The 16,354-nt window shown below is 64.2% G+C and carries 13 protein-coding genes and 1 other RNA gene; 6 read left to right on the top strand and 8 right to left on the bottom strand.

What is annotated here, in order from left to right:
- The first annotated feature begins 59 nt into the window (after positions 1–59).
- From LIW51_RS00540 to LIW51_RS00530, 3 genes are all read left to right on the top strand, one after another.
- On the top strand, positions 60–2,678 hold the full coding sequence (locus LIW51_RS00540; protein ID WP_227375318.1) for a valine--tRNA ligase: 2,619 nt from the start codon (positions 60–62) through the stop codon (positions 2,676–2,678).
- An 82-nt stretch (positions 2,679–2,760) separates the two neighbouring features.
- Positions 2,761–3,177 (top strand): CBS domain-containing protein, encoded by a 417-nt coding sequence (locus tag LIW51_RS00535; protein ID WP_227375317.1) that lies wholly within the window; start codon positions 2,761–2,763, stop codon positions 3,175–3,177.
- Between the two features lie 38 nt (positions 3,178–3,215).
- Positions 3,216–4,298, top strand: a complete 1,083-nt coding sequence (locus tag LIW51_RS00530) for an aminopeptidase (RefSeq protein WP_227375316.1) — start codon at positions 3,216–3,218, stop codon at positions 4,296–4,298.
- 57 nt (positions 4,299–4,355) lie between these two features.
- Here the strand turns inward: LIW51_RS00530 and LIW51_RS00525 are convergent, their stop codons facing one another.
- The 5 genes from LIW51_RS00525 to rnpB form a co-directional block, all read right to left on the bottom strand.
- Positions 4,356–5,390: a matrixin family metalloprotease gene (locus LIW51_RS00525; RefSeq protein ID WP_227375315.1), complete on the bottom strand. Its 1,035-nt coding sequence runs from the start codon at positions 5,388–5,390 to the stop codon at positions 4,356–4,358.
- Positions 5,391–5,415: 25 nt separating this feature from the next.
- Entirely contained in the window at positions 5,416–6,333 is a 918-nt protein-coding gene (locus tag LIW51_RS00520) for a cation diffusion facilitator family transporter (RefSeq protein ID WP_227375314.1), read from the bottom strand.
- 118 nt (positions 6,334–6,451) lie between these two features.
- Positions 6,452–7,021, bottom strand: a complete 570-nt coding sequence (locus LIW51_RS00515; protein ID WP_227375313.1) for a hypothetical protein — start codon at positions 7,019–7,021, stop codon at positions 6,452–6,454.
- Between the two features lie 93 nt (positions 7,022–7,114).
- The gene (locus LIW51_RS00510; RefSeq protein ID WP_227375312.1) at positions 7,115–9,595 is read right to left on the bottom strand and encodes a heavy metal translocating P-type ATPase; all 2,481 of its coding nucleotides are present in this window, start codon (positions 9,593–9,595) and stop codon (positions 7,115–7,117) included.
- A 360-nt stretch (positions 9,596–9,955) separates the two neighbouring features.
- Positions 9,956–10,308: RNase P RNA component (gene rnpB / locus LIW51_RS00505), an RNA gene on the bottom strand.
- A 118-nt stretch (positions 10,309–10,426) separates the two neighbouring features.
- On the opposite strand from rnpB, the gene LIW51_RS00500 reads away from it, so the two are divergent.
- Complete coding sequence (locus tag LIW51_RS00500) at positions 10,427–11,029, top strand: TIGR00296 family protein (RefSeq protein ID WP_227375311.1); 603 nt, start codon at positions 10,427–10,429, stop codon at positions 11,027–11,029.
- On the opposite strand, the gene LIW51_RS00495 is transcribed toward LIW51_RS00500, so the two are convergent.
- Positions 11,026–12,171 carry a nicotinate phosphoribosyltransferase gene (locus LIW51_RS00495; protein WP_227375310.1) on the bottom strand — a complete coding sequence of 382 codons (1,146 nt, stop codon included), beginning with the start codon at positions 12,169–12,171 and terminating at the stop codon, positions 11,026–11,028. The genes LIW51_RS00500 and LIW51_RS00495 overlap by 4 nt on opposite strands.
- 99 nt (positions 12,172–12,270) lie before the next feature.
- Positions 12,271–13,776: an Hvo_1808 family surface protein gene (locus LIW51_RS00490; RefSeq protein WP_227375309.1), complete on the bottom strand. Its 1,506-nt coding sequence runs from the start codon at positions 13,774–13,776 to the stop codon at positions 12,271–12,273.
- Positions 13,777–13,902: 126 nt separating this feature from the next.
- On the opposite strand from LIW51_RS00490, the gene LIW51_RS00485 reads away from it, so the two are divergent.
- Positions 13,903–14,475: a cysteine hydrolase family protein gene (locus tag LIW51_RS00485; protein ID WP_227375308.1), complete on the top strand. Its 573-nt coding sequence runs from the start codon at positions 13,903–13,905 to the stop codon at positions 14,473–14,475.
- A gap of 117 nt (positions 14,476–14,592) precedes the next feature.
- On the opposite strand, the gene LIW51_RS00480 is transcribed toward LIW51_RS00485, so the two are convergent.
- A complete protein-coding gene (locus LIW51_RS00480) occupies positions 14,593–15,555 on the bottom strand; it encodes a DUF8155 domain-containing protein (protein ID WP_227375307.1) in 963 nt (320 codons plus the stop codon).
- Between the two features lie 53 nt (positions 15,556–15,608).
- On the opposite strand from LIW51_RS00480, the gene LIW51_RS00475 reads away from it, so the two are divergent.
- Positions 15,609–16,352 (top strand): lipoate--protein ligase family protein, encoded by a 744-nt coding sequence (locus LIW51_RS00475; protein ID WP_227375306.1) that lies wholly within the window; start codon positions 15,609–15,611, stop codon positions 16,350–16,352.
- The last annotated feature ends 2 nt before the right edge of the window (positions 16,353–16,354 follow it).

The following is a 16,354-nucleotide window of genomic DNA, read 5'->3' as shown; positions in this document are numbered from 1 at the left end:
GAGGATGAATCGACCGTGTTTCTCGCCGAATCACCATCTAGCGACAGCAATCTGCAGCCATGACTGACGTTCCAACCGACTACGACCCCGAGCGCATCGAGCGAAAGTGGCGCGACGAGTGGCAAGACTCCGACGTGTACAGTCCGGACGGCGATCCGGACTACGTCATCGACACGCCGCCACCGTATCCCACGGGCAATCTCCACATCGGACACGGTCTCCAGTGGAGTTACATCGACTTCGCGGCGCGCTATCACCGTCTCCAGGGCGAACAGGTGCTCTTTCCGCAGGGATGGGACTGCCACGGCCTGCCGACGGAGAACAAGGTCGAGGAGATCCACGACATCCACCGAACCGACGTGTCGCGCGAGGAGTTCCGCGACCTCTGCATCGAGCACACGGTGAACATGATCGACTCGATGAAGGAGACGATGAACGAGCTAGGTTTTTCCATCGACTGGAACGCGGAGTTCCGGACGATGGATTCCGAATACTGGGGGAAGACCCAGCGGTCGTTCGTCGAGATGGAGGAGTACGTCTACCGCGACGAACACCCCGTCAACTGGTGTCCGCGCTGTCAGACAGCCATCGCGGACGCGGAAGTCGAGAACGAAGACCGGACGGGAACGCTGTACTACGTCACCTTCGACGGAGTGGACAACGAGGACGTCGAAATTGCGACCACGCGCCCCGAACTCCTCCCGGCCTGCGTCGGCATGGCCGTCGACCCCGAGGACGAACGCTACGCCGACCGCATCGGCGAGACCTTCGAAGTGCCGCTCTTCGGACAGGAAATCGAACTCATCGCCGACGACGCGGTCGACGGCGAGTTCGGCACCGGCGCGGTGATGATCTGTACGTTCGGCGACAAGCAGGACGTGGACTGGTGGGCGGAACACGACCTCGAACTGCGCCCGGTGGTCACCGAAGACGGTCGCCTCGACGACCTCGCGGACGAGTTCGCGGGGCTTCCGATAGACGAGGCGAAAGAGGAGATCGCCGAGGCGCTGGACGAAGAGGGCTATCTGAACGACTCGGAACCGACCGAGCAGTCCGTCGGCACCTGTTGGCGCTGCGATACGCCCATCGAGATCCTCTCGAAAGAGCAGTGGTTCGTCGAGGTTCACCCCGAGGAGATACTGGAGAAGGCGGCGGAAGTCGAGTGGATTCCGGACCACATGTACTCGCGCCTCGAGGAGTGGACAGAGGGCATGGACTGGGACTGGGTCATCTCCCGCCAGCGCGTCTTCGCCACCCCGATTCCGGCGTGGGAGTGTGGCGAGTGCGGCCACTGGCACATCGCCGAAATCGAGGAACTACCGGTCGACCCGACCGAAGCCGACCCGGCGGTCGGCGACTGTCCCGAGTGCGGAGGAGACTCGTGGCTCGGCGAGACGGACGTGATGGACACGTGGATGGACTCCTCCATCACGCCCCTCCACATCACCGGGTGGCCGGACGACCTCGCGCTTGACGAGTTCGAACCCGTGGCGCTCCGCCCGCAGGGACACGACATCATCCGGACGTGGGCGTTCTACACCCTCCTGCGCGTCGGGAAGCTCACCGACGAGCGTCCGTGGGACTCCATCCTCGTCAACGGGATGGTGTTCGGCCCGGACGGCCACAAGATGAGCAAGTCCCGAGGAAACGTCGTCGCGCCGACCGAAGCGGTCGAGAAGCACAGCGCGGACGCCTTCCGCCAGTCGCTCGCGCTGGGCGGCCAACCCGGCAGCGACGTCCAGTTCCACTGGAAGGAGGTCAAATCCGCCTCCCGATTCCTGACGAAGGTCTGGAACATCTTCCAGTTCTCCGCGAGCCACTTCGACGAGAACACCCCGGCGGTCGCGGACCCGGCCTACCGCGACGCCGACCGCTGGATCCTCTCACGGCTGTCCGAGACCGCCAAGAGTGTCGGCAACGACATGGAGGTCTACCGCTACGACAGCGCCCTCCGCACACTCCGCGAGTTCGTCTGGGACGACCTCGCGGACGACTACCTCGAACTCGTCAAGGGTCGCCTCTACGAGGGTCGACCGGGCGAGCGAAACGCGGCGCGTCACGCCCTCTACACCTGCGTCTCCGCGGCCGTCCGGATGCTCTCGCCGTTCTCCCCCTTCCTCACCGAGGAGGTGTACAGCCACCTCCCCGGAACTGATGGAAGCGTCCACCGCGCGACGTGGCCCGACGTCGAGATGCACGACGAGGAAGCCGAACTGGCCGGGGAGATAATCGCCGAGGTCGCCGGAGAGGTTCGGGCATGGAAATCCGACGAGGGTATGGCGCTCAACCAGGACCTCGGGCGCATCGAACTGTACGCCGACTGCGAGCGCAAGCCGGACACCTACGACCTGAGCGAGGCGGTGAACGGGCCGGTCTACCTCGAAGAAGGCCGACCGAGCGTCGAACTCGTCCCGGTCGGCGTCTCGCCCGACCACTCGTCCATCGGGCCGAAGTTCCGGGACAGAGCGGGCGCGGTCATCGGCGCGCTGGAGTCGACCGACCTCGCCGAACTCAAGGCGCAGTTGGACACCCACGGCGAACTGACGCTGGACGCGGCGGGCGAGGAGGTCACCCTCGACGGCGACTGGGTGGAGATAGAAGAGGAGTACCGGGCCGAAAGCGGTGAAGAGGTCGAAGTGCTCGAAACTGAGCACACGACCGTGCTCGTCTTCCCCTGAGAGTCGCCCTGTTTTCACGACCCTGAAACTTCCGGGTTCGCACTTACTCCCGTTCCCGTCGTCTCCGCAAGCGGGGAAAACCATGACAGTCAGAGAGATCGCCGCGACCGATATCGTCACGGCGGACAGGGAGGAGACGCTCGCCGAGGTCGTCGAACGGATGGCCGACGAGAAGGTCGGGTGCGTGCTGGTCGGCGACGGGGACGAACTTGTCGGTATCGTCACCGACCGACAGATCGCGCTCTCGCTCGGCGACCACCCCGACGCGTCCGACAGGACGGTCGGGGACGTGATGACCGAAGACCCAGTGACCGTCGAACCGGAGACGGGCATCTTCGAAGCGATTCAACGGATGGACGAGGCGAGCGTTCGTCGGCTTCCGGTCGTGGAGGATGACCGAATCGCAGGTATCGTGACGCTTGACGACGTGCTCGTCGCGCTCGCCGAGGAGTTCGACACCGCCGTCGAAGTCATCGAAGCGCAGTCACCGCGATTCTGAATCGCGGGAACTTTTCGTCCGCTCTCCGAGCGTCGAGTATGGACGAACGAATCCACGAACACGCCGAAGTGTTGGTGAACTGGAGCGCACGGGTCGAAGACGGCGACGACGTCGTCGCCGTCGTGGACGAGGGGGCGCACGACCTCGCGGTGGCGGTCGGAGAGAAGGTCGGCGAACGCGGTGCGAACCTGCTGACGGTGTACGACTCCGACGAGGTCAAGCGCGCGTACCTCCGGGCGCACGAGGGCGACTTCGACGAGAACCCCGCGCCCGAGTTGGCGATGTACAAGAACGCGGACGTGACGCTTTGGCTCACGGGGAGCACGAACACGATGGCGAAGGCGGACGTACCGGGCGAGGTGCAACAGGCGCACTCGAAAGCCTGGACGGGGATTCGTAACGCGCGCCTCGACACCGACTGGGTTTCCACGCTCCACCCCACTCGCGCCCACGCACAGCAGGCCGGGATGGCCTACGAGGAGTATCGAGATTTCGTGTACAGCGCCGTCCTCCGGGACTGGGAATCGCTCGCCGAGGAGATGGCGAAGATGAAAACGATTCTGGACGAGGGGAGCGAAGTCCGAATCGTCAAAGAGGATACCGACATCACGATGTCCGTCGAGGGCCGAACCGCGGTCAACAGTTGTGCGTCGGTTGCCTACGACTCGCACAACCTGCCCAGCGGCGAGGTGTTCACCGCACCTCACGCCACAGAAGGCAAGGTGTTCTTCGACGTGCCGATGACCTACCACGGAAAACGAATCCGGAACGTCCACCTTACCTTCGATGACGGCGAAGTGGTCGATTTCAGCGCCGAGGTCGGGGAAAGCGTGCTGGCAGACATCCTCGACACGGACAAGGGGGCGCGCAGGCTCGGAGAACTCGGCATCGGGATGAATCGCGGTATCGACCGGTTCACCGACAGCATCCTCTTCGACGAAAAGATGGGCGACACCGTCCATCTCGCGGTCGGTCGCGCCTACGACGCCTGCCTCCCGGATGGCGAGTCTGGCAACGACAGCGCCGTCCACGTCGACATGATAACGGACGTGAGCGAGAACTCGCGGATGGAGGTGGACGGGGAAGTCGTCCAGCAGGACGGAACGTTCCGCTGGGAGTAGCGCGGCGGCGACGGGACGACCGAGACGATTCGACGCGAACGAAGCGTTCGATTCGCGCTACGTCCACCACCGACTCCGTCGCTCCTCGGCGGATGCGTCTCGGAACGGCGGTGCGAGTTCCGAATCTTCGAGACCGAACCCGTACCCCAACCAGTAGCCGACGTACCAGCCGACCGCGTCCGTATCGACGCCCGCGATGGAGATCCGCAGTCGGTCGTACTCCTCCAGCGCGCCGTCTCGGTCGGGGTCGGTTCCCCGCACGCCCCCGCAGGAACCGCTCGATTCCGGTTTGCAGGGCAGTTCGTCGGGGAATCGAATGACGATGTCCGCCGCGGAGCGGTCGCGGGTGAACGAGAACGAGACGTTCGCCGGGACGGTGCCCTCGGCGCCCCGAGCGTAGTAGTCAAGGGCGTGTTGCACCTGCCGCTTCACGGCGTCGCGGTCGTCGGTCGGGCCGAGGTAGACCGTGAAGTTCGAGTCCGCCCACGGGAGCGGTCGCTCCATCGCGTTCGGCATCGGTCGCATCGAGAGGGCTGTCTGGGCGGACATTATCGACTGCGGGGCCGAACTGTGGTTCAGCCCGAGCGTGTGGCCGAGTTCGTGTTTCAGGACGAGGACGGTCGAGTCGGTCGAGAAGGAGTCGCCCACGTCCACCCGCATCGGGCGGGATATCTGCGAGGCTTTCGTGATGTACGGTGCACAACCTGCGGCGTGTTTGATGCCGGGACAGCTCCGGACTTCCTCGACGAAGTTGACGACGAGATCCGGGTTCTCGGCGTTCGGAGCGAGTTCGTATTGGACGGCGTACCCCGCGTACTGCTCGCTGTGTCGCTCCCAGTAGTCGAGCGCCCGTCGGACTTCGGCGCGACGGGCGCTCGAGTCGTTCGCGCTTCCGTTGATGGCGACCGTCAACACCGACTCGCCCCACGGATTAGAGCGATCTGCGACCGAACCCTTTGGGGTGGTCGTTCCCGTCGTTCCCGTCGTCGCGGTTCCGTCGGTCGTCTGCGATGTCGTTGGTCGGTCGAACTGTACTCCAGCGCATCCGGAAAGAACGAGACAGAGGACGAGCAGGAGCGTACGCCGCTTCATTAACGTATCATCGGACGTCGTGATATCAAACCTTACGGCTTCGAAAGTAGCAGTCGAAATCGAGGGTGTGGCTGTACGACCCCGATTCGACCTGGATCGTCGCGTGGTCGATGTCGAACCGGCTGGCGAGTTCCGACTGGCAGTTCCGGAGCACCGCGTCGGGGTCGACATCGTCTTCAACCACGACGTGCGCCGAGAGGGCGTGTTTCGTCGAACTGAGCGACCAGACGTGAACGTCGTGGGCCTCCACGACGCCCGGCAGTCCGGCGAGATATTCGCGCACCTCGTCCACCGCGATTCCGGACGGCGTACCCTGCAGGAGGATGTTCAGGCTCTCCGCGAAGAGGTCTTTCGCGGAGTACACCACCAGCGCGGCGACGACGAGGGCGAACAGCGGGTCGAGCACGGAGAGGTCGGTGAACATGAGCGCGACGCCGACCGTGATGGCCGCCACGCTCCCGGCGGCGTCGGCGAGCAAGTGGAGGAACGCCCCTTCGACGTTCAACACCTCGCGGTGGCCCGACAGCACCCACGCCGCGACCAAGTTCGCCGCCAGTCCGAGCGCGCCGACGACGACGACCAGTTCGGCGTCCACCGGTTGCGGGTTCCGAAACCGGCGGAGCGCGTCGAAGAGGACGTAACCGACCGCGACGAGCAGGAGGAGTCCGTTCCCGAGCGCACCGAGCACCTCCGCGCGCTGGTAGCCGTAGGTTCGCTTGGCGTCGGCGGGACGAGCCGAAATCCACGCCGCGACGAGCGCGAGGCCGAGGTTGGCGCTGTCGGCGAACATGTGAACCGCGTCCGCGAGGAGAGTGAGCGATCCGCTGTAGACGGCCCCAAGGAGTTCGACGACGAAGAAGACGGTGTTGATAGACAGCGCGAGCGCCAGCGCGCGAAAGCTAGCGTCGCCGTGGTCGTGGCTCCCGTCGTGGTCGTGCGCCATCGGCGGAGGATACGGTACGAAGGGTAACAGTAGTGGCGGGGGTCGGTGGAAAGTATCAGCGGTCGATGGCGGGACGGCGGGTGCGAAGATTCGATAGTCGGTGGCGGAATCGCCGAACTCAGCAAATGGTGTAGTTGACCCGAATCTCGTCGTCCCGAACCATCACGTCGGCACTTCCGTAACACTTGCTCGTCCGAATGGTCACACAGCTACGACGCGGCGAATCGGATTCATCCGATTCGCCGCGCGAGTCCGTCGTTCGAGTTTCGGTCGCGGTCGTCGACGAACCGACGAGTTCACCGCAGACGGAGAACGCCTCGACGCCGTCCGGGTCGGCCCGTTTCAAGTTGGAGGCGTCGACGCCGCTTCCCGCCGAGAGTTCGTGCGTCTCGTCGTAAACCGTCTCGCCGGTCTTCTCCCGGACGACACGGACGCGGACGGTTCCGGTTTCGTCGCTCTCGTTTCGGAGGGAAATCGCGTGGTCGGGGCCGGGCGCGTTCGACGCCGCGGATATCCAGTCGTCCGTCGTGGTCGCATCGTCGGTGCGAGTGGTCTGCGTCGTCTCTTGCGGGGAATGAGTGCTCGGGTCGTCGGTGCCGTTCACTCCGGCGGGATCGCTCACGCACCCGGCGGTGACGAACGCACCTCCGAGACCTACGAGGACGGAGCGGCGTTTCAGATCGTGCATACGTCGTGAAAATTCTCGCTTCATGTTAAGTCTTCTAGAGAATCGAGGAGTGCTTCGAACTTTATCGACGAGAGCAAAACGACGGCGCGACCGTCACTCGTCGTCCGGACTGACGCCCGCCAGTCGCATCGCGTTGCTCGTCACGCCGAGGCTCATCCCCATGTCGCCGATGACGATGGCGTGGACGACGGTGACGAATCCGAGCGGCGCGCCGACCGCGAGCACCGCCTTCACCGCGAGGCTCGTCCAGATGTTCTGGCGGATGACGCGGTTGGCCTTCCGGGCGAGGTTCCGCAAGTAGGGAAGTTTTCCGAGATCGTCGCCCATCAGCGCCACGTCGGCGGTTTCGATGGCGGTGTCGGTGCCTGCCGCGCCCATGGCGATGCCGACCGTCGCAGCGGCCATCGCGGGAGCGTCGTTGATGCCGTCGCCGACCATCGCAACGCCGCCGTCGGCGAGTTCCTCGACGGCGGCGACCTTGTCTTCCGGCAGGAGTTCGGCGTGGTACTCGTCCACGCCGACCTGCGCCGCGATGGCGCGGGCGGTTCCCTCGTTGTCGCCCGTGAGCATGACGACGCGGGAGACGCCGAAGTCGTGGAGGCGCGCGACCGCCTCGCTCGCGCCGTCGCGCACTTCGTCCGCGACGGCGACGATTCCCTCCAGTTCGTCCTCCGTGCCGACGAGGACGATCGTCTTGCCTTCCCGCTGGAAGCGCGGGACGACCTCCGAGAGCAGGTCGAGGCAGTCGTCCCGGTCGTCGCAGATGCTCTCGGTTTCGAGGGATTCCTCGTCCATCTCCTCGCCGGCGACCACGCCCCCGTCCGTCGTCAGGTGGGTGTGTTCGAGATCGAAGCCCAACTCGGCGAAAAGAGCCGGTTTCCCGACGTAGTGGGTCACGCCGTCTAAGTCGGCGCGGACGCCCTTCCCCGTCAGGCTCTCGAAGTCGGATACGTCGTGCTCCTCGACGCCCTGCTCGTGGGCGTAGCCGACGATGGACTCCGCGATGGGGTGTTCGCTTCGGTGTTCGAGGCTGTGGGCGCAACGGAGCACGTCGTCCTCGCCGTTTCCGTTGAGCGGAACGACGTCGGTGACGGTCAGTTCGCCTTTCGTCAGCGTCCCGGTCTTGTCGAGCGCCACGGCGTCGAGTTCGCCCATCGCTTCGAGGTGGTCGCCGCCCTTGACGAGGACGCCGTTTCGCGCCGCGCTGGTGATGCCCGAGACGACGCTGACGGGCGTGCTGATGACGAACGCGCAGGGGCAAGCCACGACGAGTAGGGTGAGACCGCGGACGAACCACTCCTCGAAGACCCCGCCGAACAGGAGCGGCGGAACCGCGGCGGTGAGGATCGCTGCCGTGACGACGACGGGCGTGTAGTAGCTCGCAAATCGGTCGACGAATTGCTCGTGTTCTGTCTGATTGCTCTCCGCGTCCTCCACCAGTTCCACGATGTGCGAGAGCGTCGAATCGCTCGCCTTCGCGGTGGTTTCGATTTCGAGGTACCCCTCCTCGTTCACCGTCCCGGCGTATACCTCATCGTCCTCGCTCTTCTCGACCGGAACGCTCTCGCCCGTGATGGGTGCTTGATTGACCGAACTCGTCCCGTCGCGCACGTTGCCGTCCACCGGTACCTTCTCGCCGGGGCGGACAACGACGGTGTCCCCGACGCGAACTTCCTCGACGGGAACCATTTCCTCGTCACCGTCCCGGCGCACGGTCGCCGTGTCGGGCGAGAGGTCGACGAGTTCGCGCAGGGAGTTGCGGGCGCGATCCATCGAGAAGCGTTCCAGTAGTTCGGCGACGCTGAACAGCACCGCCAGCGTCGCGGCCTCGAAGTACAGGTCGACCGCGAGCGCGCCGATGATTCCGGCGGCCATCAGCAGGTCGATGTCGAGGCTGGCGTTCTTCGCGGAGTAGTAGCCGTTTCGAATGACCGCCTGCCCGCCGACGGCGGTGGCGGCGAGATAGCCCACGTCCGCGACGGTGAACGTCCGACCGAGGGCGGCGAAGAGGTCGGCGTTCGCGGTGGGTACTACGAACTCCAATAACAGCGCGCCGATAAGGAAGGCTGCCCCGACCCACGTCTTTAGCGCGCGAGTGCTCGTCCACACCGCGCGCGGCGACTCGACCGCCGGTTCGTCGTCGGTCGATACGTCGGCCACGTCGTAGCCCGCGCCCTCCACTGCCTTCACGAGGTCGTCGCGGGAAGTGTCGGTGGCGGTGACGACGACTCGACCCGACGCGGGTTGGGCGTCGAACTCCGAGACGCCGGGCACGTCGGCCAGCGCGTTCTCGACCTTTCCGGCGCAGGACGGGCAGTCCATCCCGGGAACCGAAAGGGTCTCCGTCCGCGCGTCGTCCACCTCGTAGCCCGCGCTCTCGACGGCGGCACGAACGTCTTCGGCGTCGGCCGTCTCAGAGTCGAACGCGACAACAAGTCGCCCGGCGGCGACCTGCGCGTCCGTCTCGGTGACTCCGTCGACGGACTCGACGCTCGCGGTGACCTTCCCGGCGCAGGACGGGCACTCCATCTCGGGAACCGATAGACGAAGCGTCTCCGTCCGAGTATCGCTCATTGAGCGACTCTAATCGCTAGAGAGTTATTAATTGCTCTGTCAGAAATCGGGGTTCGTCTAGGAACTTCTAGTAAATAATTGGTCGTTATTTACTAGGTTGGTCGGGTCGTCGACGATCCGACCAACGCCGACGCGAACGTTTCGTATCGTACAGATGTCACTTCAAACCGTTCAATCGGTTATTGTTCCGTTGAAAACGGAAACGATGGCGAACCATCGTTCTCACTTATCGGGGTCGGTATCGATGCACGAACTGGGCAGTATGAGGCACATCAAAGCAGGCGCGGGTTTGGCGGTGGTTCTGATGGAACTACTCGCCGTGGTCGCGTTACTGGCTCTCGCGTTCGGCATCTGAAAAGCGGCTGAGGGGAGTAAGCCCCCTTCTGTTCGGCCCGGCATTCGGCTGAGCGTCCGCACCATCGCCGGATACTCCGGCCGCGTCCGGGCTACCAAGTGGTGCGGACTTGCACCGGCAAGGATTCGCCGTTCCACCCGTTCTCCACACTCATTCCTTGGTGGGTTAACTCCCTTCCCTTACGGGTCGGTTCGCGCACCGCATCGGTCGTGTGGAGTGGTCTCGTTTCTGTTCCAGAGCCAGCGGTCTCCCACTCCGGACTTGCGTCCGGTTGCCTGCCCGGACGGTGGGGGGACTTTCCTCACGTGGGTGCCGGATGATCGGCACCGTGAACCGCGGGAACCGGGCTCCCTCTGCCGTAGTAAGCTAGCCCATAGACGCGTTTAAGCCGTTCGGTCCGCACAGTCACGGGGGCTTAAAGGCGGCCAGATCGAAGGGAAGCGTTGAAGATGCTTCTGTGCATAAGAGTAGTCTGTATGTCTGAGGCACAGGCAGTTACCCTCACCTACGAGGATGGCACGCGCGCGGTCGAACTCGCACGAGAGGCGGTTACTTCATACGTGATCAATGGGCAGCGTGAACAACCCGGCAGCATGCGGGAAGCGTTTTACGCTCGAACCGGCGTCTTCGTTCGACTGGAATCCACCCGTGGGCGCGGAAGCCTGCGCGGGTGTGCCGGTGCCTACGAGACGAGCGAACAGTTAGGGCACGCGATAGTCGATTCGGCCATCGCAGCGGCCAGCGAGGACTCCTGCGGGTCGGAAGTCGAACCGGCCGAGCTATCGAATCTCACTATCTCCGTGTTCATCGTCGAGAACACGGTGTTGACCGACGACCCTGCGAACGATATCAAACTGGGACGCCACGGCGTCGCCGTCGAAGGACGTGGCCAGCAGGCGTGGATGTACCCCACCCTGCCCGTGGAACACAACTGGAGCGTGTTCGAATATCTCGACCGAACCTCCCGCAAGGCCAGTCTTCCCCACGGCGCGTGGGAGGACGACGATGTGTTCGTCACCCTCGTCGAAGGGCCGGTGTTCCGCGAGCGCGAACCGGAAGGGAGTATCGAACGCCTCTAATCCTCGAACCCGACTGCCGCAGCGTCGTCGCCGGCACGCCGAGCCGCATCGGCGACGGCGAACTCGCGCACGAGTTCGCCGTCGCGGAGGAGCGGTTGTAGCAGCGGTTCGCCCTCCGCGTCGTGGCGCGCGAGACCGACGTGATGGCCGCCGTCCGCCGTGCGATATGCCTGTTTCTTGCCCGAGAGTTTCCCACGCTTCGCCACCGGTTCGCCGTCGACTTCCACGATGTCGAGCGCGAAATCGACGGGATCCGCGTTGCTGATGTGACTGCCGACGCCGAAGCCGTCTGCCGCGTCGCGGAGTTCGCGCAGTTCGTCCGGGCCGAGGCCGCCGCTGGCGAAGATACCCACGTCCTCGAAGCCGCGCGAATCGAGTTCCCAGCGCAGTTCGCGCAGGATGTGCCGGAAGTTCCCTCGACGCGAGCTGGTCGTGTCGATGCGAACGCTGTCGAGGGAATCTCCGAGCGCCTCCGCCGCGCGAAGCACTTCGTCTTTCTCGTCGGAGAACGTGTCGCAGAGCGCGACCCGCGGCACGTCGTCGCCGACTGCATCGTCGAACGCCCGCCACGCCCCCTCCTGATTTCCGTTGCCGAAACAGATGAGTAGCGCGTGGGGCATCGTCCCGCTTGCGTCCACGCCGAGCATCTCGCCCGCCGCGACGTGGGAGATACCGTCCAGCCCGGCGACGAGCGCCGACCGTTCCACGACCGCGGCGATGGAGGGGTGGACGTGGCGCGCGCCAAAACTCAACACGGTCGAGTCCGGGGCGGCGAGCCGCGTTTCGAGCGCATTGGTCGCCATCCCCGACGCGTGCGAGAGGAAGCCGAGTAAGGACGTTTCGTATCGCGCGAAGTCGAGGTAGCGCCCCTCGATGGTGAACACCGGACCGCCGTCGAACAGTCGGCCCTCTTCCATTGCGTCCACGTCGACGGGAAGCCCTTCGAGGAGGTGAGCCGCGTCTTTCACGCCGGCAAGCAGTTCGAACTCGCCGGTCGGGAACTGGTCGGCGGTCACCTCGGCGACGACGTTCGGGTTCTTCCCCGTGGCTTCGAGCGTCGTCTCAGTGCGGAGGAAGTAGGCGTCCGTCGCAGTTCCGTCGCGGATGGCCGCCTCCGAAACCACGTCGAATCGGTCGCTCACGCGAACCACCAGTTGTGCATGTGTGGAGAGTTCTCGTAGGAGAGCGAAAAAGCACCGGATTCGTCGAGCGCGAAAGCGGTCGGAACTCCGACCGTCAGGTCAGGCCTTCGGCGCTGCGCCGTTTCGCACGTCTGAGAGGTCGGAGACGGTGGGCGCGTTCACGATGACGACGGTGTTGCCCCGCTGTTGGACGTAGAAGGCGTCGCCGAAGCCGGTCTTCGCCGGCACCGTCCACGTGTTCCGCCGGCCGTCAACTCGCTTGGCCTTGCGGTATTTCAGCAGTTTCTCGTAGGCCGCGACGAACTCCCTGGCGTCTTTCTTCGAGTCCCACTTCGTCTTGAAGACGTAGCCCGTCTCGTTCTGCTTGGCGTTGTCGTTCGTGTAGACGACTATCTTGTCGCCATCCCAGCCTTCGGTGGGTTTGCTTCGGTAGTTCAGCGGGTCGAACTCCTTGAGACTCTGCCCGTCCGCCTTCGTGTTGAAGAACTGCTGAGCCGGGATTATCTGCGAGTTCCCCTGGCTCTCGTAGTAGGGGTACATGAACATCGCAAAGATGCCCGCTTCGCCGACCTCCCCGAAGTTCGGACGACCTTTCGGCTTCAGGCGTGTCCACCCGTTGCTCGTCTTGTCTCGCACCGTAACCCGGGCGGGTTTGTCACCCGGATACTTCTCGGGGTGGATGACCTGCTCGGTGCTGGCGGGCGGGTTCTCGTAGAGGTCGTTGACGCCCTTCCAACCCTGTTTTTGGTGTATCTGCTTCATGAATGGCGGTCCGTCGCTGTACGGCTGATACTTGAGCAGGTATGGGCCAATATTGGCGAGCTGGCCGCCGCCGACGCTGTCCTCGTTGTTGGGCATGAGACAGGTGCCCTTCCACTGGTCCTTGCACCGCTTCTCGTAGAGGTAATCAACGTAGTTACCGTCGCCTTCGATGACGCCGTCGATGGCGTTGTGTCGCTCGCGGGTGTTCTGGTTGAACGAGTTGAAGCCGAACTTCTGGTCTTGGAGGGCGTGATATAATTCCTGTGAGAGCGTGATCTCGTTCATCTTCGGCGCGCTCTCGTTGTTCGAGATGATGACGATGGACTGCTCTTTCGGACTGTAGTAGCCGCCGACCGACGACCCGGAGTTCTTCGTCTGCACGGCGATGGAGTCGGTCGATTCGCCGATCATCATCAGCGCCTCGAACTTCACGTTGTCGAACAGCTTTCGCTTCGGTGGCGTCGTCTGGTTCCCCTGATTCTTGCGGAACTGCGCGCGCGAGATGACCTTCACCGGAACCGACTTGTCGAACTCCAGTTTCCGTATCCTCTCGACGCGGGCCATCGAGCGATTGACCACGGCGTCCATCTCGGAGTCGTTCAGACCGTCGCCCCGAGTGACGTTGACTGTCTCGTTGTACCAGTAGCCGTTCTCCCAGCCGAGCACGTCCGAACTCGGGTCGGGCGGGTGAACCACCTCGGTCGGGCCGGATGGCATGGTTCCGGGCGTCTGCGACGTTCCTGTTGTGCCGGGGTTGCTCGTCGTATCGTCCAAGCCGGGAGCCTGCGAACACCCGGCCAGCACGAGCATCAGAGCGACCGCGACGACGGTGATTGTGCGCATTCCTGTGGGCGACACCAAGGACTACTGTGTAAAAAAGCTCGTGAAAGGAGAGAGGAACGATACGGCGCGAGCAATACGTTAGTGGCCTGCGTAACGGTTTCCTACGAACCGACCGAAGCCTTGGGTATGAACTTCGACCCTGATTCGACCGCTATCGTCGTCGTCGACATGCAGAATGGCTTCTGCCACCCGGACGGGAGCCTCTACGCACCGGGAAGCGAGGACGTTATCGAACACATACAAGAGCTTCTCTCGCGCGCACGCGAGGCCGGCGCGTCGGTAGTGTTCACCCGCGACGTTCACCCGCCGGAGCAGTTCGAGGACAACCACTACTACGACGAGTTCGAGCGCTGGGGTGAGCACGTCGTGGAAGGGACGTGGGAGACGGAGATAGTAGACGAACTCGACGTGCGCGAGGACGATCACGTCGTAACGAAACACACCTACGACGCCTTCTACCAGACCGACCTCGAAGGCTACCTCGACGCTCACCGTATCAAGAATCTGCTCTTCTGCGGGACGCTGGCGAACGTCTGCGTCCTCCACACCGCCGGAAGCGCCGGACTACGCGATTTCAAACCTGTCATCGTGGAGGACGCCGTGGGCTACATCGAAGAAGGCCACAAGGAGTACGCCGTCGAACACTCGGCGTGGTTGTTCGGCGAGGGCGTGGAGTTGGACGACGTGGAGTTCAAGTGAACGGAAAGACGAGTTCCGAATCAGCGAAATATTATAAACGAAAACGAGGCCAGAGTCGTCACGATGTGAGAACCGCGAAACGTCAAAATCGTACGCAGTAGTCAGCCAAACCCCGACTCAGCGGATGCTCACGGAAATCGAGTTGCCGACTCGAAACTCGTGGCCCGGACAGACGAGTTTCGCGCCGAACTGTTCGCGCGAGACGAACAGCGAGAGGCCGGTAATCGGCCTCTCGTTCGCGCGAACGGTCACGTCGTCCCACGTCACGGTTCGTCCGTCGACCACGCCGATGGACGAATCCACGAGCGAGACGCAATCGCCGTCCGGCGAGCGACTGCTACCCGCGGACAGCGCGCCGCCGCCTTCGTAGTGCGGTAGCCCGCCATCCAGCACGACGAGTTCGTCGCCCATGACGCCGGCGATTCCGGCAAATCGCTCGCCGGGCGCCGGGTGGATGGGCGAATCCAGCACGACGAGTTCGTCGCCCATGACGCCGGCGATTCCGGCAAATCGCTCGCCGGGCGCCGGGTGGATGGGCGAATCCAGCACGACGAAGGTCTCGGCGGTTGCGACCACGCGTCCAGAGCCGTCCCACGCGAGCGGTTCAATATCGACCGGGACTTCGATGGGGAGCGACCCAGAGGCGCGCATGGGGTTTGCGTCGCGCTCTCGAAAGCCGAGGTGGATGTGGTTCGAAACCCACGGCGCGAAGAAGCCCGAGCGAACCAACTCGCCCAGCGAGTCGCCGACTTCGATCCGGTCGCCGGGTTCGACGTTCGGCTCGACGTGGAGCATCCGGACGAGGTACTCGCCGGTATCGACCACGATGAGGTGGTCGCGGGCCACGGCGTAGGGCTTCGGCGGTGCCGTCACCGACCGCACCGCGACCACCTCGCCGGCGACGGGACTCGGCGCGCTCGTCTCCCGAGTCGCTTCGCTCCCCGCTCGACTCCCTGGTGGTCGTCCCGCGCTCCCCGGATAGAGATCGATAGCACACCCCTCGTCGTGGGCGACGTACGGCGAGTTGTATAGCGAAAAGCGCGGATAGCGCGAGAGCACGTCCGGCGAAAGTCCAACCATGAATCTATTCCAGACCGCGAGCGTTTACATACGTCGGGTTACAATGGAGTGCTATGCGCGTGCTGCGTGGTCGGGCCGAGACACGAGAGGTTGACGGAGAAGTCACAGCCGCGATGCTCTCGGAGACAGCTGAAACCGGCGAGCCGGCGGTTCGCGTCTGGACGCCGCACCGACAGGTCGCCTTCGGACGGCGAGACGCACGGGCCGAGGACTTCGAGGTGGCGAAGTCCGTCGCTCGGGCATGCGGATTCGAACCGGTCGAACGGAGCGTCGGCGGGCGTGCGGTCGCCTACACCGGGACGACGGTCGCCTTCGCTCGCACGATACCGCTCGAAGACATGCGAACCGGGATGGAAGCGCGGTACGCCGAGATGACCGAGGCGGTTCAACGCGCCTTCTGGCGGCTCGGCGTTCCGGCCCAGCGCGGCGAACCACCGCGGTCGTTCTGCCCCGGCAACTACTCGCTCCAGTGGAAGGGGAAACTCGCGGGCGTCGCCCAGCGCGTTCGTACCGGCGCGGCGCTCGTTTCCGGCGTCGTTGTGGTGGACGACCACGGTGAGATAGCGGACGTGCTCGACCCGATATACGCCGCCCTCGACGTACCGTTCGACCTAGATTCGGTCGGCAGTATCGCCAAAGTGGGAGGTGACGCCGACCCCGGTCTCGTGGTCGAAACCATCGAAGAGCTGTTGGTCGGCGACGCGGAACCGACGGTCGAGCAGGTCGAGGCGAGCACGCAAGTCGAACGGATCGACGCCGACGAGCGAGCCGAATACGTCGGCGACCGGGACACTTAGGA

The sequence above is a fragment of the Haladaptatus halobius genome, from assembly GCF_020618475.1.
GTDB classification, from domain to species: Archaea; Halobacteriota; Halobacteria; order Halobacteriales; family Haladaptataceae; genus Haladaptatus; species Haladaptatus halobius.
This window is presented reverse-complemented; position numbering and strand designations above follow the sequence as displayed.